Annotated in this window: 17 protein-coding genes; 5 read left to right on the forward strand and 12 right to left on the reverse strand. The window is 50.9% G+C overall.

Translation table 11 applies throughout. The annotated features are described in order from the left end of the window. Nucleotides 1-93: 93 nt before the first annotated feature. On the reverse strand, nucleotides 94-1,842 hold the full coding sequence (locus L6H70_RS05440) for an ABC transporter ATP-binding protein (protein ID WP_279306731.1): 1,749 nt from the start codon (nucleotides 1,840-1,842) through the stop codon (nucleotides 94-96). A 124-nt stretch (nucleotides 1,843-1,966) separates the two neighbouring features. Here L6H70_RS05440 and L6H70_RS05445 point away from each other — a divergent pair, with 124 nt between their 5' ends. Continuing rightward, nucleotides 1,967-2,482 (forward strand): hypothetical protein, encoded by a 516-nt coding sequence (locus L6H70_RS05445; RefSeq protein ID WP_054940926.1) that lies wholly within the window; start codon nucleotides 1,967-1,969, stop codon nucleotides 2,480-2,482. Between the two features lie 103 nt (nucleotides 2,483-2,585). Here L6H70_RS05445 and L6H70_RS05450 read toward each other — a convergent pair whose 3' ends face one another. Then, the gene (locus L6H70_RS05450) at nucleotides 2,586-2,906 is read right to left on the reverse strand and encodes a HesB/YadR/YfhF family protein (protein WP_236330616.1); all 321 of its coding nucleotides are present in this window, start codon (nucleotides 2,904-2,906) and stop codon (nucleotides 2,586-2,588) included. Nucleotides 2,907-3,430: 524 nt separating this feature from the next. On the opposite strand from L6H70_RS05450, the gene L6H70_RS05455 reads away from it, so the two are divergent. The 3 genes from L6H70_RS05455 to L6H70_RS05465 all read left to right on the forward strand — a co-directional run bounded on the left by L6H70_RS05455 (nucleotide 3,431) and on the right by L6H70_RS05465 (nucleotide 8,758). Beyond that, nucleotides 3,431-5,173, forward strand: a complete 1,743-nt coding sequence (locus L6H70_RS05455; protein ID WP_236330619.1) for an ABC transporter ATP-binding protein — start codon at nucleotides 3,431-3,433, stop codon at nucleotides 5,171-5,173. Nucleotides 5,174-5,204: 31 nt separating this feature from the next. After that, the gene (locus L6H70_RS05460; RefSeq protein WP_236330622.1) at nucleotides 5,205-7,295 is read left to right on the forward strand and encodes an ABC transporter ATP-binding protein; all 2,091 of its coding nucleotides are present in this window, start codon (nucleotides 5,205-5,207) and stop codon (nucleotides 7,293-7,295) included. A 182-nt stretch (nucleotides 7,296-7,477) separates the two neighbouring features. Beyond that, the gene (locus L6H70_RS05465) at nucleotides 7,478-8,758 is read left to right on the forward strand and encodes a winged helix-turn-helix domain-containing protein (protein WP_236330625.1); all 1,281 of its coding nucleotides are present in this window, start codon (nucleotides 7,478-7,480) and stop codon (nucleotides 8,756-8,758) included. 156 nt (nucleotides 8,759-8,914) lie between these two features. On the opposite strand, the gene L6H70_RS05470 is transcribed toward L6H70_RS05465, so the two are convergent. From L6H70_RS05470 to L6H70_RS05490, 5 genes are all read right to left on the reverse strand, one after another. After that, nucleotides 8,915-9,382, reverse strand: a complete 468-nt coding sequence (locus tag L6H70_RS05470) for a hypothetical protein (RefSeq protein ID WP_054940931.1) — start codon at nucleotides 9,380-9,382, stop codon at nucleotides 8,915-8,917. A gap of 37 nt (nucleotides 9,383-9,419) precedes the next feature. Next, the gene (locus tag L6H70_RS05475; protein WP_236330628.1) at nucleotides 9,420-10,133 is read right to left on the reverse strand and encodes a hypothetical protein; all 714 of its coding nucleotides are present in this window, start codon (nucleotides 10,131-10,133) and stop codon (nucleotides 9,420-9,422) included. Then, nucleotides 10,130-11,056: an ATP-binding cassette domain-containing protein gene (locus L6H70_RS05480; protein WP_236330630.1), complete on the reverse strand. Its 927-nt coding sequence runs from the start codon at nucleotides 11,054-11,056 to the stop codon at nucleotides 10,130-10,132. The genes L6H70_RS05475 and L6H70_RS05480 overlap by 4 nt, the downstream gene beginning before the upstream one ends. 226 nt (nucleotides 11,057-11,282) lie before the next feature. Beyond that, a complete protein-coding gene (locus tag L6H70_RS05485) occupies nucleotides 11,283-11,630 on the reverse strand; it encodes a four-helix bundle copper-binding protein (RefSeq protein ID WP_236330634.1) in 348 nt (115 codons plus the stop codon). A gap of 173 nt (nucleotides 11,631-11,803) precedes the next feature. Further along, nucleotides 11,804-12,832, reverse strand: coding sequence for a CobW family GTP-binding protein (locus L6H70_RS05490; protein ID WP_236330638.1), 1,029 nt, complete (start codon nucleotides 12,830-12,832; stop codon nucleotides 11,804-11,806). 170 nt (nucleotides 12,833-13,002) lie between these two features. Here L6H70_RS05490 and L6H70_RS05495 point away from each other — a divergent pair, with 170 nt between their 5' ends. Then, nucleotides 13,003-13,518 carry a MogA/MoaB family molybdenum cofactor biosynthesis protein gene (locus L6H70_RS05495; RefSeq protein WP_236330641.1) on the forward strand — a complete coding sequence of 172 codons (516 nt, stop codon included), beginning with the start codon at nucleotides 13,003-13,005 and terminating at the stop codon, nucleotides 13,516-13,518. On the opposite strand, the gene L6H70_RS05500 is transcribed toward L6H70_RS05495, so the two are convergent. The 5 genes from L6H70_RS05500 to L6H70_RS05520 all read right to left on the reverse strand — a co-directional run bounded on the left by L6H70_RS05500 (nucleotide 13,515) and on the right by L6H70_RS05520 (nucleotide 19,217). Next, nucleotides 13,515-13,733: a hypothetical protein gene (locus L6H70_RS05500; RefSeq protein WP_236330644.1), complete on the reverse strand. Its 219-nt coding sequence runs from the start codon at nucleotides 13,731-13,733 to the stop codon at nucleotides 13,515-13,517. The two genes, L6H70_RS05495 and L6H70_RS05500, sit on opposite strands and share 4 nt — an antisense overlap. Nucleotides 13,734-13,858: 125 nt before the next feature. Beyond that, nucleotides 13,859-14,461, reverse strand: coding sequence for a DUF1349 domain-containing protein (locus L6H70_RS05505; RefSeq protein ID WP_236330647.1), 603 nt, complete (start codon nucleotides 14,459-14,461; stop codon nucleotides 13,859-13,861). Nucleotides 14,462-14,518: 57 nt separating this feature from the next. Next, the gene (locus tag L6H70_RS05510; RefSeq protein ID WP_236330650.1) at nucleotides 14,519-15,709 is read right to left on the reverse strand and encodes an MFS transporter; all 1,191 of its coding nucleotides are present in this window, start codon (nucleotides 15,707-15,709) and stop codon (nucleotides 14,519-14,521) included. 13 nt (nucleotides 15,710-15,722) lie between these two features. Then, nucleotides 15,723-16,751, reverse strand: a complete 1,029-nt coding sequence (locus L6H70_RS05515; protein WP_236330653.1) for an ROK family protein — start codon at nucleotides 16,749-16,751, stop codon at nucleotides 15,723-15,725. 159 nt (nucleotides 16,752-16,910) lie between these two features. Further along, entirely contained in the window at nucleotides 16,911-19,217 is a 2,307-nt protein-coding gene (locus L6H70_RS05520; RefSeq protein ID WP_236330656.1) for a thiamine pyrophosphate-dependent enzyme, read from the reverse strand.

The following is a 19,217-nucleotide window of genomic DNA, read 5'->3' on the forward strand; positions in this document are numbered from 1 at the left end:
ACCAAAAACGGCCCCCCAAGGACTCTTGAGGAACCGCTTATTATTGTCAATTGTTCTACACTTTAAGGCCGTCTATAGCTGTCTACATTACTGTCAACCGTCCAGCCGCTGGACATTGAATAGCCGGGCATAGCTGCCCTCCAGAGCCATCAGCCCTTCATGGGTTCCGCGTTCAGTGATTTCCCCGTTCTCCAGAACCACGATCTGATCTGCGTGAGTGATGGTCGATAGCCGGTGAGCAACGATCAGCGTGGTACGTTCCGAGGATAGCGACTGCAGCGACTGCTGAATCAGATGCTCTGATTCCAGATCCAGCGCCGAGGTTGCTTCGTCCAGAATCAGCACCTTCGGGTCTTTGAGGAAGACTCTGGCGATCGCCACACGCTGCTTTTGCCCCCCTGAGAGCTTCACTCCCCGTTCCCCGACCTCTGTGTCATAACCGTCAGGCAGCTGCATGATGAAATCATGGGCATTGGCCGCCTGTGCTGCGGAGATAATCTCTGCTTCACCTGCCTCTGGATTCCCGAATAGAATATTATCGCGTACCGAGCCGCTGAACAGGAAGTTGTCCTGCAGCACCATCCCGACTGTGCGCCGCAGGCTCTCCTGGGTCAGCCCTCTGATATCCTGCCCGTCCATCAGCAGGCGTCCCTCAGTAATGTCATAAAAACGCGGAATCAGGCTGATCAGCGAAGACTTGCCTCCACCGCTCATACCGACAAAAGCAACCGTCTGTCCCGGACGGATACTTAGGTTGATCCCCTTCAGCACCCAATCGTGCTCATCGTTGTACTTGAACCACACCTGGTCAAAATCAATTGCTCCTGCCGCATTCTTAAGCGGCTTCGCCCCCGGCTGATCAACAATATCATAGGGCTCCTCCAGCAGCTCCATAACCCGCTCCAGCGATGCCGAAGCCTGGGTCAGGACCGTCGACGAGTTGATCAGCCGACGCAGCGGAGCATACATCCGGTCGAGGTAGCCAAAGAAAGCGACAAAGGTGCCAAGTGTCAGATTTCCGTGGATGACCTGGTAACCGCCGTATCCGATGACCAGCAGCGGGGCCAAGTCTGTCAGCGTATTGATAATAGCGAAGGTAACCGCGTTCCAGCGAGTCTGGGCCATTGCTTTTTCCAGAAATTTACCGTTTATGCCCTCGAACTGCTTCTGATCCACACGTTCCATGGTAAAGCTGCGGATAATGGCAATGCCCTGAATCCGTTCATGTAGATATCCCTGAATGGCTGCCAGTGCCTGTGACCGGTCCTTGGTCAGAACTTTCAGGCGCTTGTATAAAGTGTTTACAGCAATGCCGTAGAGCGGCAGAACCGCAATAGATACGAGCGCTAACACCGGATTGAGGTAGAACATGAATGCCAGTGCGATGACTAGTGTAAACATATCCAGCCACACATTCATCATTCCGACTTCGACAAGGTTTTTGGACTGCTCCACGTCATTAATGAACCGGGAGATCGCTTCACCGACTTTCGTATTCTGGTAATACCGCAGTGATAGGCGCTGCAAATGACTGTACAGCTTATTGCGCATGTCGAACAGCACTTTGCTGGTGATCAGCTGGGCAAAATATTGGCGGTAATATTCTACCGGCCCTCTGACAAGGACAAACAGCACAAATGCGCCGCTGAGTACAATCATGAGCTTCGACACCCGCTCCGGGACAGTCAAGGCTGAATTCGTCAATAGATCGTCAACCACATATTTCAGAATCATCGGCAAGGTCAGCGGAATACTGAATTTGATCATGCCGATAATCAGCGTCAGCACTATCCATTTCATATAAGGCCGGACAAAAGTATAATAAGATTTCCATTGCTTCACAAAAGGTTACGCCCTTTCTTTTCCCAAGCACGCTTGGGTACTGTTGACATTTCCGCTCTACAGTGTTTTTATATTTTTAAGTCCATAAGTACGATTGCAGTACCCGAACTTCAGGAGGATAATGATGTCTAGACAATTTGTGACGGAAGCCGTCATGATGGCGATCTACGGCCAGCTTCTCGTACCGCAAAGCCCTGTGGAATATATTGTGCCCTATACGACCGTAATGGAATTATACGAACTGCGGGACAGCGAAGAACCGCTCATGAACCGGGCAGACGATGATTTGCACGTCAAACTCAAGATCCGCGAATTGATCGCTTATTTTGAGGAGCCGCTCAATTCCAAGAAGATTAACCGTTGCCTGTCCGTTCCCTGGGCTAAGAGCTCGGGCATTCTGCTCGGCGGGCAAGCACAGATTACCATCATCAACAGCATCGACAATGCGGCTTACGGAGAGCTGTTCGACCCGATCGAGACCGAACTGCTGCTAACTTCACAGCGGGAGAAGGTACCGATTCTGACGGACCAATTCGAGCTGATCCAGCGCATCATCGAAGGCGGAATCCCGGTACAGGTGTATGACATTGACGATTTTGATTTTGCCATGGAGGAAGAAACCTTTCACCGTTCCCAATGATGCTGCCCCCGGATGGGCAAGGCAGCCTTACCGGTTCTTATTCCTGCACAAAAAGCCCCTGCCTCTTGGCAAGGGCTTTTTGTGTCAGACTAGAATTTCAGCCTCATACTTGCGAAACATTACCGGCCACGGGCAGAGGAATATACTTATACTCAATATCATCTTCAGCCTCTACATAGATGATTGATAAGCTATAGCCTTCCATGTACCAGAGATCCTGCTCCTCCATATAAAAAACAATGCCTTCCTGCTCGGCCTGTGTGGCAGGACGGGCAGGCGCTTCAGTAGCGATTCCCAGCGAAAAACCGGGATGCAGCCCTCCGCCTGAGCTGTAACGCGGAAATAAACGGATATAATCGCCTGTCTGCAGCGTAAGCTCCTTCTTGAACCAGGCAGCGGCTTCCGGACTAATTACCATATCCATTCCTCTTGATGCACCTCCGTTTCTTCTTATCATACTTAAAAGATGACCATATTCCAAATCATCCGTTCTATTTTATCATACAGCTTATTCAGAATTTGTTCAAAATTATGTTTGACATTCGTTAGATACTGGTGATAAACTCGGAACATAACGAAGCGTCTTCAAGTTATTACCAAAAAAACATTGAAAGGGTGAGCGCGGTGTTGACCATTGTACCAGTTGATTTTAATAACATTGTCGGCAACTACACACAACAGCATACCGAAGCAGCCCAAGTAGTGGAAACCCACTGAATCATGCGCACGGCCGTACTTGATTTCAGTCAGGCTAATCTCTTCCATGTCTTATGTGCTGCATTATAGCACCGTGGACATGATAATTGCTGTATCTTACAGGCATATCATCCGTTTAGCGGAGGATATGCCTTTTTGTATGCTGTTAAAGAGTTATCCACTATTGACCAGATTCCAAAAGCACGCAACGAAACCGACAAAACACCTTAACACGAAAGGAAGGGATTCCCCTTGTTCTCCGTACTCCGCGATCTCGGCTGGTTTTTTCGCCGGGAAAAAAGGCGCTATTCTGTTGGCCTTATTTTACTAATTGTAGTTGGTGTATTGGAACTGCTGCCCCCTCGTCTGCTTGGCAATGCCATCGATGAAATTGTACGCGGTTCGATCACCTCAGGTTCCTTGATGAAATACATCGGACTTATCGTTCTAATGATGCTCATTATTTACTGGATCACTTACATCTGGATGCACAAGCTGTTCGGGGGCTCCAACCTGGTAGAACGCCTGCTGCGCTCCCGGTTCATGAACCATCTGATGACGATGACTCCCTCCTTCTTCGAAAAAAACCGTACCGGTGACCTTATGGCCCGGGCAACCAATGACATCCGCGCCGTAGCAACAACCGTAGGCTTCGGCATGCTGACGCTGGTGGATTCAACGGTCTATCTGTCCGTAGTGCTGCTGGCGATGGGATTTCTGGTCAGCTGGAAGCTGACGCTTGCGGCGGTTCTGCCGCTTCCGCTGATCGCGGTTGCGATGATTTTCTACGGTAAGGCTATCCATGACCGCTACAGCCTGGCACAGGATGCCTTCGGTGACATGAACGACCAGGTGCTGGAATCGGTGTCAGGGGTGCGGGTAATCCGTGCATATGTACAGGAAAGACTTGATGAGAAACGATTTGCCGACATTACAGATGATGTATACCGCAAAAATATGGCGGTGGCACGGGTCGATGCCTTCTTTGAGCCGACCATCCGCTTTTGCGTAGGACTGAGCTACATAATTGCCCTCACTTATGGAATCTATCTTGTCTTCCGTAATCAAATTACACTTGGTGACCTTGTCTCCTTCAATATGTACCTCGGGATGATCGTCTGGCCGATGTTCGCGATCGGCGAGCTGATCAATATTATGCAGCGCGGCGGCGCTTCACTGGAGCGGATCGATGAAACCACGAACACCCGTCCGGATGTGGAGGATGTCGCCCAGCCGGTTCCGGTAGCCCAGCCTACAAGTATTGAACTAAAAGATGTAACCTTCCGCTATCCGACTTCAACCGTCGATAATCTCAGCGGAGTGAGCTTCTCCCTGTCCCAGGGACAGACGCTGGGTGTAGTCGGCCGCACCGGCAGCGGTAAATCTACGCTGCTGAAGCAGCTGCTGCATGAGTATCCGGCCGGCGAAGGTGAAATCAAGATCTCGGATGTTCCCATTCAGAACATCGCACTGGACCGCCTGCACAGCTGGATGGGCTATGTGCCGCAGGAACAGATCCTGTTCTCCAAGTCTGTGCGTGAGAACATCCAGTTCGGCCACCATAATGCCAGTGATGAGCTGATTATGCAAGCGATCACGGCAGCCGCTTTCCAGAATGACCTTGGCACTTTGTCTGACGGTCTGGATACACTGGTCGGCGAACGCGGCGTCTCCCTCTCGGGAGGACAGAAACAGCGCGTCTCGATCTCGAGAGCCTTTATCGCCAATCCCGACATTCTGATTCTGGACGATGCGCTGTCCGCCGTTGACGCACGTACCGAAGCCCGGATTATCGGGAATATCCGCGAGGAACGCGCCGGCAAAACCACACTGATCTCCACCCACCGCCTCTCTGCCGTTGAGCATGCCGATCTGATCGTCGTGCTGGATAACGGGCATATTATTGAACGCGGAACACATCAGGAGCTGCTGGCCATGAACGGATGGTACCGTGAGCAGTTTGACCGCCAGCAGGTGGAGAACAATCTAGATTAATTCATGAATAACGTATAGGGAGGTGTCACCGTTGACACAGAGTACAGGCAAACGTCTGCTGCAGTACGCACTGACTGCCAAAAAAACCTTCATCGCAGCGCTTCTGCTGCTGACCATCGGCGTAGCGGCTGAGCTGGCGGGGCCTTTTATCGCCAAGAACATGATTGACAACCATCTGCTCGGGATTGAGAAGCCATACTATCAGACCTCCTCTTCCGAAGATGCGGCTGAATATAAGAATAACTTCTATAAACGCGGCGACCGTTTCGCCGGGGGTGAAGCCAAAGGCCAGGAGATCCGCCTCCTGCAGGTAGGCAAGAGCTTCTATTTCATCAATGAAGCAGTCAGCCAGGCCGAAGGGGACCGTTCCTTCAAGGATGGGGAGCTGCAGATCAAGTACGGGGATCAAATCTCCGTCTATCCGGCCGTAAAGCTGTCTGCAGACGAATTATTTGCTTTTTATAAGCCTGAATTTCCGGGGATTTATGAGCTGGTGGGGCTGTATGCCATCTTCCTGGTCATCTCTATTCTGGCCGAGTTCGGCAAAACCTACTGGCTGCAATCGTCAGCCAATCAGGTCATCCGCAAGCTGCGAACCGACGTATACGCTCATATCCAGCGGCTTCCGGTGTACTTTTTTGACAATCTGCCTGCGGGCAAGGTCGTCTCCCGGGTGACCAATGACACGGAAGCAGTGAAAGACCTATTTATAGCCGTGTTATCCAATTTCAGCACAGGCATTATTAATATCATTGGCGTGTATGTTGCCCTGTTCCTGCTCGATGTGCGGCTTGGCCTGATCAGCTTGTTCATTGTGCCGATTATTGTACTGTGGATCGTGCTGTACCGCAAAGTAGCCACTAAATACAATACGATCATCCGTTCAAGGCTGAGTGAAATCAATGCCATTATTAACGAGTCGATCCAAGGGATGTCGATCATCCGGATTTTCCGCCGCCAGAAGCAGAGCCGCGAAGAATTCGAGCATCTCAACGATGATTATATGAAATATCAGAATAAAATGCTTAATCTGAATGCCCTCACCTCCCACAATCTTGTGAACTCACTGCGTAATCTCTCCTTTGTGCTGGTGCTGTGGTATTTCGGATTTGGCAGCCTAAACGGCTCCACTTTCGTGTCGCTTGGCGTCCTCTATGCTTTTGTCGACGTGCTCGGGCGGATGTTCCAGCCGATTACCGGTATGGTGAACCAGCTCGCGAACCTGGATAGCTCCATGGTCTCCGCAGGCCGCGTATTTACACTGATGGATGAGCCGGGTGAGCCAGTTACAGACGGTTCGATGCCGCGCTATAAGGGGAACGTGGTCTTCAATAACGTCTCCTTTGCTTACAAAAAAGATTTCGTTCTGCGTGATATATCCTTTGAAGCACGTCCGGGTGAAACGGTAGCCTTGGTAGGCCATACCGGTTCAGGAAAAAGCTCGATCATCAATCTGCTGTTCCGCTTCTATGATCCGCAGCGGGGTACAATCACGATTGACGGCCAGGAGGTTACTTCCATTCCCAAGCAGTGGCTTCGCAGCCACATGGGGATCGTGCTTCAGGACCCGTATCTTTTCACCGGCACCATCGCTTCCAATGTCAGTCTCGGGGATGAACGCATCAGCCGGGAGCGGGTAGAGCGGGCGCTGCGTGAAGTTGGTGCGGATAAACTGCTGTCCCATCTGCCGCTCGGCTTCGATGAACCGGTAGTAGAGAAAGGCAGTACACTATCCGCCGGCCAGCGCCAGCTCATCTCCTTTGCCCGGGCACTTTCATTCGATCCGGCAATTCTCATTCTGGATGAAGCTACCTCCAATATCGATACCGAAACGGAGAGTATTATTCAGGAAGCGCTGGAGGTGCTTAAGAAGGGCCGCACCACCTTTATCATCGCCCACCGCCTGTCGACCATCCGCAGCGCAGACCAGATTCTGGTGCTGCACCACGGAGAGATCGTCGAGCGCGGCAGCCATGATGAACTGATGGCCCTGGGAGGCCGTTACTTCCGGATGTACCAGCTCCAGCTCGGAGCCGGCGCTGCGGGCGCAGTGGAAACTCCAGTTGCGACTGCAGAACCTTCCGCAGCTCCGGTACTGCAGCCTTCGCTTAAGCAAGGGTAAGCCACACTGCCCATGGTATGGAATCCAAATAAGACAGTCCTCAGTTATTGAGGACTGTCTTTTTTAGAGAGAACCGAACCTAATCTCATGACCCGCCGGTTGTTGCAGAAGAATTCCATTGAAGATGGAACATTTGTTCTATATAATGGTAAACAATACATAAATGAACGGAGGAATCTAATGTGATTACTTATAGACTGAGCAAGCAGCAGGCCCGGATGTTTTTGCTGCATCACCAGCGACTGGTTCCTGGAGGTCTCTGTGGCGGTAAGCAGAGTATTGTGGACTATGTCCGTCATGTTGGCTGCATTCAATATGATCCGCTCAGCATTGCCGGACATAATCATGAGCTTGTACTTCAGGCACGTGTTCCGGGTTTTGTCCCCGGGCTGGCGAATGAACTGCTGTACACAGACAGAGTACTGTACGACGGCTGGGACAAGAATATGTCGATCTACTGCACAGAGGACTGGCCCTATTTTCGTCGGTTAAGAGACCAGGCGTTAGCACGGCAACATGGAAATGAAGTTCTGCTTAAGACGATAATGCAAGTACGGGAAGCGCTGATCGAGCGCGGGCCGCTCTCTTCTCTGGATCTGGAAGGGAAAGAGAAAATGAACTGGGCCTGGGCTCCGGCCAGAATTACGCGTGCTGCGCTGGAAACGATGTATTTCCGGGGCGAAGTTTCCGTACATCACCGTGTACATACCCGCCGTTATTACGACTTCACCGCCCATCTGCTGCCGGAACATATTCTAAACACCGATGAACCTAATCCCACACAAGAGCAATATAATGACTGGTATGTGCTGAGGCGTATAGGCAGTATCGGGCTTCTGTGGAACAAATCCGGTGATGGCTGGCTCGGCATTTCCGGGCTGAAGAGCAAAGAGCGGACTGCAGCTGTAGAGCGCCTGCTGCTGAATGACAGTATACGTGAGGTGCATGTAGAAGGTCTTAAGCTGCCGCTGTATATGCGGAGTCTAGATGCACCGGAGCTTGAAGCAGTGCTGCTGCGGGAAACGGCAGGAGCCGATGACCAAGCCGGGACCATGAATGGTGACAGATTCGCAGCTGCGCTGGCTCCGCTCGACAATCTGCTGTGGGACAGAGAGCTGATCCGGCAGCTGTTCGGGTTCCATTACCGCTGGGAGGTGTACAAGCCTGCAGCAGAACGGGAATTTGGCTATTATGTGCTGCCCCTGCTCTACGGCGACCGTTTTACGGCCAGATTTGAGCCGGTGATGAACCGGAAAAACGGTGTTCTGTCAATCAACAGCTGGTGGTGGGAGCCTGGCGAAATCCTTACCGCCGAGATGATCCCGGTGATCGCTGATGCTATCGCATCGCTTGCCCGCTGTAACAGGGCTGTCGGCGTAGTCTTCTCACCGGAGGTCATCCAAGGCTGCGGTCTCCAGGAGCTGTCGGATGCGGTAAATGACCTGTGCAATGCACAAGCGTAGATTATAGTAGTAACTCTTCTATAAACAAACAGACTCTCTATACACAGATAATCTGTGTTTAGAGAGTCTCTAATGGACGTTATGTATATCCATCTTCTTAGATGGCTATTTGCTATACGTCTGCTACCTGTAAAGTAGAATCCGTGTATTATTCTTTCATTCAATAAACCGCTCCTCTTCCAACCCCAGTTTCGTATACATCTCCGTGCAATACCCCTGCAATTTAATTTCCAGTCTGCTGGCCTTGTTCTTAAATCTTTTCAGCTCGCGGATCATATGCGCCCTGCCCCCCGGAGTAAAGGTCTCCTGGATTCGCTCCTTGAAATAATCATGAACGATGTGATTGCGCTGCTTCCATACGGCCTGCAGCTGGTTCGTCTCTTCTTCCGAGAATGGAAAATGATGCTGGATTTCTTTGATGAGTTGGCCGAGTGAATTGCTGAGTTTGCGCTGATACAAATCAGAGAGATCCGCTTCTGTGGGCGTTTTCCCCTGAGACAGCTTCGTGAGCAGCAGCAGGTTGGTCAGCTGCTGTTCCAGAGCCTGACAATAATAGACTGCCAGTCCGAAATAAGCAAATAGCTCTTTGGATTGTTCACTCTCCGGTAGTTGTGTATCCTTCATCTTTCCTCCCCTTCTTTATCTGTATATTTTTATTGTCTCATAAATTCTTGCCGTAATCCATGCGGCTTGAGCGGTACAAATAAAACCCGCACAACAGCATGATGTACATCAGAACATGGGCAAAGGAGCCAAGCAGACTCCTAAAGGACAGCTCGTCCGCGTTCATCAGCGCATTCATCATCGGTGCTGCCGGAGGTAAGAGGACAGGCACCACCGGGCCCGGAATGAGCTCTTCGAGCTTCTTGCCGCCGACGGACACAATCAGAATAATCAGGAGGATTCCAATAGCATAGCTGCTTTTGGGCACCCAGGAAGTCTGTAAATAAAGGGCAATGGATATACCGAGCATGCCCAGCAGCATATGCCCGGCAAAAGCCAGCGTCATGTGATAAAGCCCAGCAGGCTCAACGAAGCTCCCGGTCACAACCGGATAAACAACCGTCAGCAGAGCGAGCACTAGTGTGAGCAAAGCAAGCGTCAGTATCCCTCCCAGACCATATTTCACGCTACTCCGCAAATGTACAATGGTTACCTGCCGCTGCACCGCCTGTTCATGGTTAAGAAAGCTGAGTCCCATCCAGGCACATCCTATAAACAGAATGACGGCGGTAGCCGCATAGCTGCTCATTACCGGATTAGGCTTATAGGTATAGAGAAAGAGCACGGAGATTACAATGGAGGCTACTGGTGCAAAATATCGCTGCGAGAACGTATAACTCTTCAACATATAGGCGATAAGCGGTCTCATCATGCGGTGGCCTCCCCGCTCTGTTTTGGATCCATCCACTGTTCGAGTCCGCTCTTGCCACTGCGTTGTTCCAGCGATAGGACTGATCCGCCCATATCCAGGATATGGCGCAAAAATTCATCCGTCCACGCAATTTCTACTTCCCATTCCATACACTCTTCTCCAGTATAGCGATGATGTACGTACTGGGAGGAAATATAGCCGGTTAGTTCTGTCATTGCTGTATGTGCCTGTTGCGAAAGCGCCGTGCTTAATATGTATGATGAAGGCTTGTCCCGAAGCTTCCCAGCATCTGTTATCATCAGTGTCCTGCCCGCCTGAAGCACATGTACTCCGGCATCCAGAGCTTCTACACATAATGGTTCATGGACGGAGAAGACAAGAGCGGTACCGCTGTGCTTCAATTCCTTCAGGAGTTCAATTAGCGTATGCTGTGCCGGGAGATCAAGTCCGGATAATGGCTCGTCCAGCAGCAGCAGCTCCGGTTCACCAAGCAGGCTCTGAATCAGATTCACCTTTTGCAGCATGCCCTTGGAGTATCCTGTCATAGCCTGTTTACGAAACGGCGATAGCTGGAAAGCCTCAAGCAGCTGAACAATCTTATTCTCAAGCAGTGCCGTTGACATCCCGCTAATCCGGCCCATATTATATAAATACTCTTCCGCTGACATCCTGAGCCCGGGAAACGCCTCAGGCGCATAACTGATTCTGAGCTTTGGTTTCGCCGGGAGCAGGCTCCCGGAAGAAAGCTTGAGCAGCCCGGCTAAAATCGCAAGCAGCGTACTTTTGCCTGAGCCGTTGCGACCGATTAGAGCTGTGGCTGTTCCGGTATTAATGGTCATGGATATATCATTTAGAACCGGGTGACCATTATACAGCTTGGTTGCCCCGGATAAGTGTAACAATTGCTGCTGTTGAAGTGTCATTCCGCTGACTCCCCCTCAGAGATAAGCTTACCCTGCAAATTTCATTACGATAGAAGCCGTATCAGAAGCCGCATAACTTACTTCTTAAATTATTCGCCGGATTACCCCTGCTTTCCTCTTGAAGCTGAGAGTTTGACTGACGTATCCAAACAAAAAAGCCAGAATCCCTTCAGTTACTTTACCGAAGGCGGCTCTGGCTTTGTATGGCCTTTGTCAGTTCACTGTATTAAGCGTATACCTCTACGGCACCGCTAATCAGGCGGCAGGCCATTGCAGCACTACGGCAGGCATCAATGCACTCCTGGCAGTGTGTCTGCTTATGTCTGCTGCTCTCATCGGCACAGCGTTCGCAGATTTCCGCGCACAGGCGCAGGATTTCAACCACGAATGGACTTTGACGGGTCATTGCCTGGATGGCATAAGAACAAATATCCGCACATTCCCGGTCAAGACGGATGCTCTCCCGTAGGGTTGCAAGATCATATTCTTTCAGGCTTGCGACATAGCTATAGTTACAGGCATTCATAGATTTGATACATGCGTCAATGCATTCCTGATATTGAATTCGGGTCATAGCCTTATACCTCCTGCGATCATTATAGGTTATGCCTATGTATTAACCTGCAAGGTAAAGAACGAACCAAACGACTCAGGAAGGACCGGATGTGCTGACCGGAATAAGGATTGTTGCCGGAGCTGCATGAGCCTTACGGATGTAGTCCTTATCCTGGACATAGGAAGCCTGTATTACAGGCTTCTCCGGACAGTGCCTGGCCGGGTCAGTGTGCGCTTCTCCAGCTGCAAAAGCTGAGTGCGCAGCTCACCGGACGAGAAGTGCTCCCCGATAAATACCGCTACATCAGGCACCTCACCCTGAGGGGTGATTTTCATAAAATCGGCTTCTCTATAAGCATATTGGAACAAAAACCGGCTAGAGGTGTCGCTAAACGTAACAATTCCTTTGGCCCGGTATACATCGCGTGGCAGCTCTTTAACGAACTGCTCAAATTCCTCACTGTTTACGGCACGCTTAAAATAATGGGTATAAGCCATAACATGGTCATGGGTAGGGTGGGCATGCACCGTGTGAGTCCCTTGGGCAGACTCTCCGCCCTCCGTAATCCCTTCCTCTGCTTCTTCATCGTCCCGCCCTTCCAGATGTACCCCGCCCAAACTTCCCAGCAGGATCTCCGGTTCCAAACCGCAGCGCACTGCCGGCAGGATCTCCGCATAAGCATTCCATTTGCGCAGCACATCCGATATTTCATCAGCTTCCTCAGCTGTGACCCGGTCAGTCTTGTTCAAAATAAGCACGGATGCGCAGCGGATCTGTTCCTGCATCAACCGGTACGTTGAACCCTGCTGCGAGCGGTACAGCTCAAGGAGATGCGCAGCATCAACGACAGTAATCAGACCTTTCAGCTCCACCAGCTGATAAAGAGAGGTTTCGGTAACCGCATCGACGATTTCCAGCGGATTCGCAGCACCTGTGGCTTCAATGACCACAACATCCGGTGATTCTTTCTTCACCAGCGTTGTCAGCTCTGTGCTGAGGTCGCCGCGGCTGGTGCAGCAGATACAGCCGCCGAGCATCTCTGCCATCGGAACCGATTGCTCTACCAGAAGCCCGTCCAGATTAACTTCTCCTAATTCGTTCATCACCACTGCCGGGCGGAGACCCTGGGCTTTCCAGTGGTCCAGCAGCCGCTGCAGTAAGGTTGTTTTGCCGCTGCCTAGAAATCCTGACAATATATAAACCGGCAATGCCTGTTTCAAGTTTCATCGCTCCCCAAAAATACCGTTATGGTAGCGAGTTTACTACAAATATGTATACACAAGCAAGGAGCAGCTGCGGGGGACTCGCCCCCGCCCCTGATAACCCCGGCTTGTCTTTGCTCTCTTCTTCACCTATTATGAGGGTAAAATGACTAATAAGGAGTGGTCCCATGTCATCCGTTGATGAACATCGCCGCGAAGCACCGCAAACGGTATCCTGTTATATTATTACGGTCTCGGACACAAGAACGATGGAAACTGATACCGGAGGAGCGTTAATCGCTTCCATGCTGGAAGAGGCTGGTTATCAGGTTGTGGGCCGCAAGATCGTTAAAGATGACTATGAAGAGATTCGCGAGCTGGTCTACAAAAGCTCCGTCCATTCCGGAATCGAAGCCGTGCTGCTGACCGGCGGTACGGGAATATCTCCCCGCGACACCACCTATGAGGCCGTTGCCTCCCTGCTGGACAAATCGCTGCCGGGCTTCGGTGAAATATTCCGCCTGCTCAGCTTCACAGAAGACATCGGCTCCGCCGCCATTCTAAGCCGGGCCATTGCCGGCACCATCGGCAGCACGGCTATTTTCTCGATGCCCGGCTCCACCGGAGCGGTCAAGCTGGCCATGAGCCGGCTGATCCTTCCTGAGCTGCGTCATGTCATGCGCGAGATTTATAAACAGGGTTAATGGCTTCCCAGGTGTTCCAGCAGTCCGCCAAACAGCTCTTTAGCTTGTCTGGTGTATTTGCCCTTCTCCTTTTTCATGGAGGTATGGAGCAGAGCGGCGTGGCTGCTGGAAGAGAGCCTATGCATTTCTATGATCTGATCATGCTGACCGCTGCCTTTAAATAGGATTCCAGCAGTTAATGCAACAGTGAGCAATAGTAGCCGTTGATTTCTCATGAATATCCACCTCTCAGCCAGGATAATGTTAAATCCTCTTATTCTAAGATGGCTGAGTAATAGCTATAGTATGCAGCCGCTGGCTTTGCTTCACTTCCGGCATACAGACTCACTTATTAATAGAGTTAATCTCTCGGTGGTTCTTCATGAACATCCGTATCAGGCAGGGTAGTCACCCAGCGTGTAAATTCAACTGTGAGCCCAGCCCTTGTTGGAGCACAGAGAAACGGCCCAGCCTGCACAGCCGTCTTATACGGAAAACGGGCAACCCGGATCGTACGCCAAGGATGTATATCCGTTCTGGCTCTGAGAATAACAGCATCTTCTAAGCGTGAGGCACGGATGGTGATATTCTCTCCAGTCCATTCAGGTACAGGGGACAAGGACCAGTCCGAGTACTCATCCGTAACAACGGCTCCGACATGGGGCACGCCATCATTCAGCTCTATTCCAGCTTTTATCCACTCTGTGGGGCTATGCCACAACATAATCCCAGCCTGGTCATATAACGCTGTAAGACTTCCGCTTGCAAAACTGACTTCAACCGCAGATGAATCCTCCCAGTCTGCAAGCAGCGCGTGCCCGTTGTCATGCTGGAATTGATACATTGTTTTCTGCCAATAATCACTGCCTTCTACTGCTTCAACAACCAAGCTTCCCCCATGCTCCATTACGGATTGCGGCTGATTGCTCCATACCCCATCCTGCCAATTCACCGGCTTCTTCATCTTACCGCACCCCTTCGTATCAGATTCATCAGAAATCGATTCCAGTTTAACCTTTTTTTATTTAAAATGCTGCAATTTCTTTTTCATCAGCGTATTGATTTGCTCCGAGCTCATAAGCATAACTACGATAAAGCCGATCATGGCGCCCGGCAGAATCATGAAAGTACTCCGGGCAGCAATCCACCCCAGCATTGGCGGCAGGAAGGCCCCACCGGTATAAGCCAGCGCCATCTGATAGCCCATGATTTTCTGGGAATTCTCTTTGCCGAACCGGGCTGGAGTCTCATGTAGCATACAAGGGAAAATCGGCGCCGACCCCAGACCAATCAGAATAAAGCCAATTAACGAAAATACCGCTGGAAGCGGCAACGCCAGCACCAATGCACCTAACAGTGAAATCACCAGACCTGCGCGAATCAAAACTTGGTTACTGTATTTAAAAGTAATGAATCCGGTAATCAGCCGCCCGGCAGTGATTCCCCCGTAGTAGAGTGAGACCCAGCCGGCGGCAGTTGCTGCAGACAGATCCTTGGCATTGACCAGAAAACTGCTCCCCCATAATCCAAGCGTTGCTTCAACACCGCTATAGAACAGGAAGGTGATCATTGCCAGTTTTACGCCTTTAATCTTCAAAACATTACGTTCCGTACCCGCAGGTCCGGCAGCCTCTCCAGGCTGTACCGCTCCCTGGCCATTTTTCTCTGTTTTTTTCCATAGAGGCAAGGTCACAAACAGCAGGAACACTAATGCAAACTGAATCAGGCTGACGGTTAAAAAGCCTTTTCTCCAGGAGTCTCCGTTCGAGATATAGCCCGACATAAGGATTGGACCGAGCATGGCTCCGATTCCCCAGAAGCAGTGCAGCCAGCTCATATGATGCGCTTTATAATGAGTCGCCACATAGTTGTTCAGACCGGTATCAATGGAACCGGCTCCAAGTCCCAGCGGTAAAGCCAGCACAGCCAGCCAGATCACTGAAGAGGAATATGAGAATCCCAATAACGCAAGGGCTGTTACAGCGACACTGATAAAAGTAACCTTGCCCGTGCCCAGACGCTGCAGCACAGCGCTGCTAGCCAAACTGGAGATAATCGTTCCCCCGACCACCACCATCGACAGCAGCCCCGCAGTTTCTACAGGTGCCCCGTAATCCAGCCGCATAATCGGCCAGGCTGCGCCAAGCATTGAATCCGGCAGTCCTAAGCTGATAAAGGCCAAATAAATTATGATTAGAAAGAATGTTGCCATTTTATTTTCCCACCTACGTTTCAGATTTGGTTAATTGCAGGCCCGGTTCCAGTGTCCGCAGTGTCTGCACGATCATGCCCTGTAAATAGTCTGCTGCAAAATCTTCGGTCAGTCGGATGTCCGGAACGGTACTGCCCGGTAAAAATAAGCTGCATTGTTCCACTACCGAGCGCAGATGATGATCCGTTAAAAAGCTTCCGTATAGCACCACAAGATCAGGATTCAGCACACTGTTGACCGCAGCTGTCAGTTTGGCGATGGCTTCGGTAATCCGCTCAAATGACGTAATCAGCGAGGGATCCCCCCACGGAATACCCAGCGGAATATTGGCTACCTCACCGGCGAAGCCCCGTTTGCCTTTATGCAATCTGCCATTGATGTATATTCCTGCCCCGGGGCCAAAACGGTCCGGAAAATACATATACACTACCGAGGATTCCGCAGTTTCCTGCAATCTGTTGCAGTACCCGATCACTGCAGCATTGACATCGTTCTCCAAGACAACCGGTTTGCCGTAACGGTTCTTGAAGTGCTCTGTTACAGAAATGTCGCGCAGAGCGATATAGTCAGAGACCAGCATTTTCCCGTCGATCTCTGCTCCCGGCAGACCGAAGCCAATCGCCTGAATAGCGGAATACTGCAGCATAGCCTCGTCAATCAGCGTTTCAAAGCTGCTGAGATCAATCCGGTTCACCGGTATACTTACCTCATGCAGGCGCCGACCCGACAAGGTGACGACCGTTCTGCGGATCTGAATCCCGCTATCCTCTTCATATGGAAACAGAATCAGGGCCAGTGAATGTTCGTCGTTATATATGTATTGCTGGGCCGGTCTGCCCCCGCTGGAGGAAATCATATCCCCCTCCCTCACTTCCTGCTGCTCCACCAAATATTGCAGCACTGTGCCTACTGTAACAATGCTAAGACCCGTGTTCTCGGCTATTAGCCGCTTCGTCGCCTGCCCCTGCTCCTTCAATTCTTTACGTACCAGATTAATATTCACTTCTCTGATAACCAGCGCATTGCCGCCAATATTTTTCATCCTGTTCACCCCGCTTTATATAATACTTTATAAAAGTATTTTAATAAATAGACTGTTTACATATTCTTTCGGATACTTTTTCGGATATTTGTACAAAACCATAAATTTAAAAGCCCGGCAGAGTTCTGCCGGGCAAAGTTCTTCATTATAGACAACAGCTTACAGATCAGGATGCTCGTGTTTTGCTTTGAGACGGCTCCAGCGGCGCTGAACTTCGCTCTCGAAGCTGCGCAGTGCCGGTTCGTTCTCCGGCTTCAGCAGATGGCGGGTTTTGCCCATTGTCTTCAGCCAAGCGGAGACCTCAATACGTTTGTCCTTGTCTTCCGGATTGTACGTAATGTTCGTTGTGCCGTGTTCCACTTCATACAGCGGGAAGAAGCAGGATTCTACCGCCAAGGATACAATATCCGCGCCATCTTTGTCCTCGGACATCCAGTTGAGCGGGCAGGCAATCAGAATTTTACCGTAGACCAGGCCTTCATTCTGTGCATACCACTGGGCCTTGGCAGCCTTCTTCAGCAGATCCTGCGGATACGCTTCACAGCCGGTGAACACATAAGGAATATTAGTAGCCGCCATAATCTGGGCTGTGTCCTTATGCTGGGTTAACTTACCCTGCTGGGTCTTGCCGATGCTTGAAGTAGAAGTACGGTGACCGAGCGGTGTTGAATACGACTGTTGTGCACCGGTGTTCATATAACCTTCATTGTCATACTCGACGATAATCATTTTGTGTCCGCGCAGGGCAGCACCAATGGCTGGCCCCATCCCGATGTCCATACCTCCGTCGCCGGTTACCATTACGAATGTAAAGTCCTCTTTCAGGCCCAGTCCGTCGAGCTCACCGCGGCGTTTGCGTTCCCAGAACATTTCGACCACTCCGGACAGCGTTGCTGCACCGTTCTGGAAGAGGTTATGGATGAACGTTGATTTATGCGATGAATAAGGATAACCGGTAGTAGTTACCATTGCACAGCCCGTATGGTACAGCGCAACGATATCGCCTTCAATTCCCTTGAAGAATAATTCAAGACCCGAGAAAATCCCGCAGCCCGGACATGCCCCGTGACCCGGAGACAGCCGTCTCGGTTTCTTCATCAGGCTGCGAACCGGAGGAACCCTCACGGCCAGCTTGCCGGTTTCTTCATTCTTAGTGACAGTAATCAATCCTGTCTTCAGCAAGTCGAAATTCATTGGCTTCAGCAAGCGCTGAGGCGCCTTATCGGGTTCACCCGGATTGTGGCCATAGTAATCAAATGGTACTTCTACACGGTCAGCTGCAACAGCATCCATCGCCAGCTGGAAGAAATGATGGCCGTCTTCAGCATAGAAGTCCTTGCCGCCAAGCCCGTAAATCCGGCTGATTACTTTGGTCGTTGTGTTTCCATAAGTGAACAGTGCCGCCTTGATTTCGTTAACCATATTACCGCCGTGTCCGCCGACGGAATCTGCACGATCACCGACCGTAATGGCTTTAACATTCTTGAGCGCTTCAGCAATTTGCTTCTGCGGGAATGGGCGGATCATATTCGGTGAGATCGCACCTGCTTTGATTCCCTGCAGACGCAGCTGATCCACAACATCCTTGATGATCTCGGATGCGGAGTTCATCAGGAAGACTGCCACATCGGCATCCTCCATCCGGTACTGCTCAATCATAGGATAGTGGCGTCCGGTCAGCTCAGCAAATTCCTGGGCGATTTCTTCGAATACTTCTCCGGCATTATACATCGCCACGGATTGCTGATAGCGGTTATTAATATAATCCGGTTCATTCATATAAGGACCGACTGTAACCGGGTTGTTGCGGTCTAGGGTATCGGTGAAGCCAGCCGGCGGCTGTTCGCCTACGAATTTATGGACATCTTCGCGGTGGGCAAAAGCCTGTACCCGGCGCTTCTGGTGGGAAGTAAAGTAGCCGTCGGAAGCTACCATAACCGGAAGACGAACTTTTGCATGTTCTGCCAGCTTCAGTGCCATCAGATTCATGTCGTAGACCGACTGCGGATCACGACACATCAGAATCGGCCAGCCGGTATTGAGTGCAAAGTACAAATCGGAGTGGTCACCGTGAATGTTGAGCGGTCCCGAAATCGAGCGGCAGATCAGGTTCATGACCATAGGCATGCGTGTACCGGCTTGTACAGGCAGCTGTTCAAGCATGAACATGTATCCTTGGGCGCTCGTTGCGTTAAATACGCGTCCGCCTGCTGTAGAAGCGCCATAACAAATCCCTGCTGAACTGTGCTCGCCGTCCGATGGTACGAGCATAATATCATGCTGTCCGCTGGCTTTCATCGTATCGAGGAACTGGGCAACCTCCGTCGATGGCGAGATCGGGAAATACCCCATGACATGATAGTTGATCTGATGTGCAGCATAGGCTGCCATCTCATTGCCTGATTCATATAGGAATTTCTGCTCTACTTTGGAAGAGCCTACTTCTTTTTCATAATCAATAGCCAT

This window comes from Paenibacillus auburnensis (assembly GCF_927798115.1).
Classification (GTDB): Bacteria; Bacillota; Bacilli; order Paenibacillales; family Paenibacillaceae; genus Paenibacillus_AQ; species Paenibacillus_AQ auburnensis.

What these genes read in the sequence shown, in the direction of transcription:
- L6H70_RS05445 (WP_054940926.1), top strand. Translation starts at nt 1,967, where the DNA reads ATGTCTAGACAATTTGTGACGGAAGCCGTCATGATGGCGATCTACGGC.
- L6H70_RS05450 (WP_236330616.1), bottom strand. Translation starts at nt 2,906, where the DNA reads ATGGATATGGTAATTAGTCCGGAAGCCGCTGCCTGGTTCAAGAAGGAG.
- L6H70_RS05470 (WP_054940931.1), bottom strand. Translation starts at nt 9,382, where the DNA reads ATGAAGGATACACAACTACCGGAGAGTGAACAATCCAAAGAGCTATTT.
- L6H70_RS05475 (WP_236330628.1), bottom strand. Translation starts at nt 10,133, where the DNA reads ATGATGAGACCGCTTATCGCCTATATGTTGAAGAGTTATACGTTCTCG.
- L6H70_RS05480 (WP_236330630.1), bottom strand. Translation starts at nt 11,056, where the DNA reads ATGACACTTCAACAGCAGCAATTGTTACACTTATCCGGGGCAACCAAG.
- L6H70_RS05485 (WP_236330634.1), bottom strand. Translation starts at nt 11,630, where the DNA reads ATGACCCGAATTCAATATCAGGAATGCATTGACGCATGTATCAAATCT.
- L6H70_RS05495 (WP_236330641.1), top strand. Translation starts at nt 13,003, where the DNA reads ATGTCATCCGTTGATGAACATCGCCGCGAAGCACCGCAAACGGTATCC.
- L6H70_RS05500 (WP_236330644.1), bottom strand. Translation starts at nt 13,733, where the DNA reads ATGAGAAATCAACGGCTACTATTGCTCACTGTTGCATTAACTGCTGGA.
- L6H70_RS05505 (WP_236330647.1), bottom strand. Translation starts at nt 14,461, where the DNA reads ATGAAGAAGCCGGTGAATTGGCAGGATGGGGTATGGAGCAATCAGCCG.
- L6H70_RS05510 (WP_236330650.1), bottom strand. Translation starts at nt 15,709, where the DNA reads ATGGCAACATTCTTTCTAATCATAATTTATTTGGCCTTTATCAGCTTA.
- L6H70_RS05515 (WP_236330653.1), bottom strand. Translation starts at nt 16,751, where the DNA reads ATGAAAAATATTGGCGGCAATGCGCTGGTTATCAGAGAAGTGAATATT.
- L6H70_RS05520 (WP_236330656.1), bottom strand. Translation starts at nt 19,217, where the DNA reads ATGGCTATTGATTATGAAAAAGAAGTAGGCTCTTCCAAAGTAGAGCAG.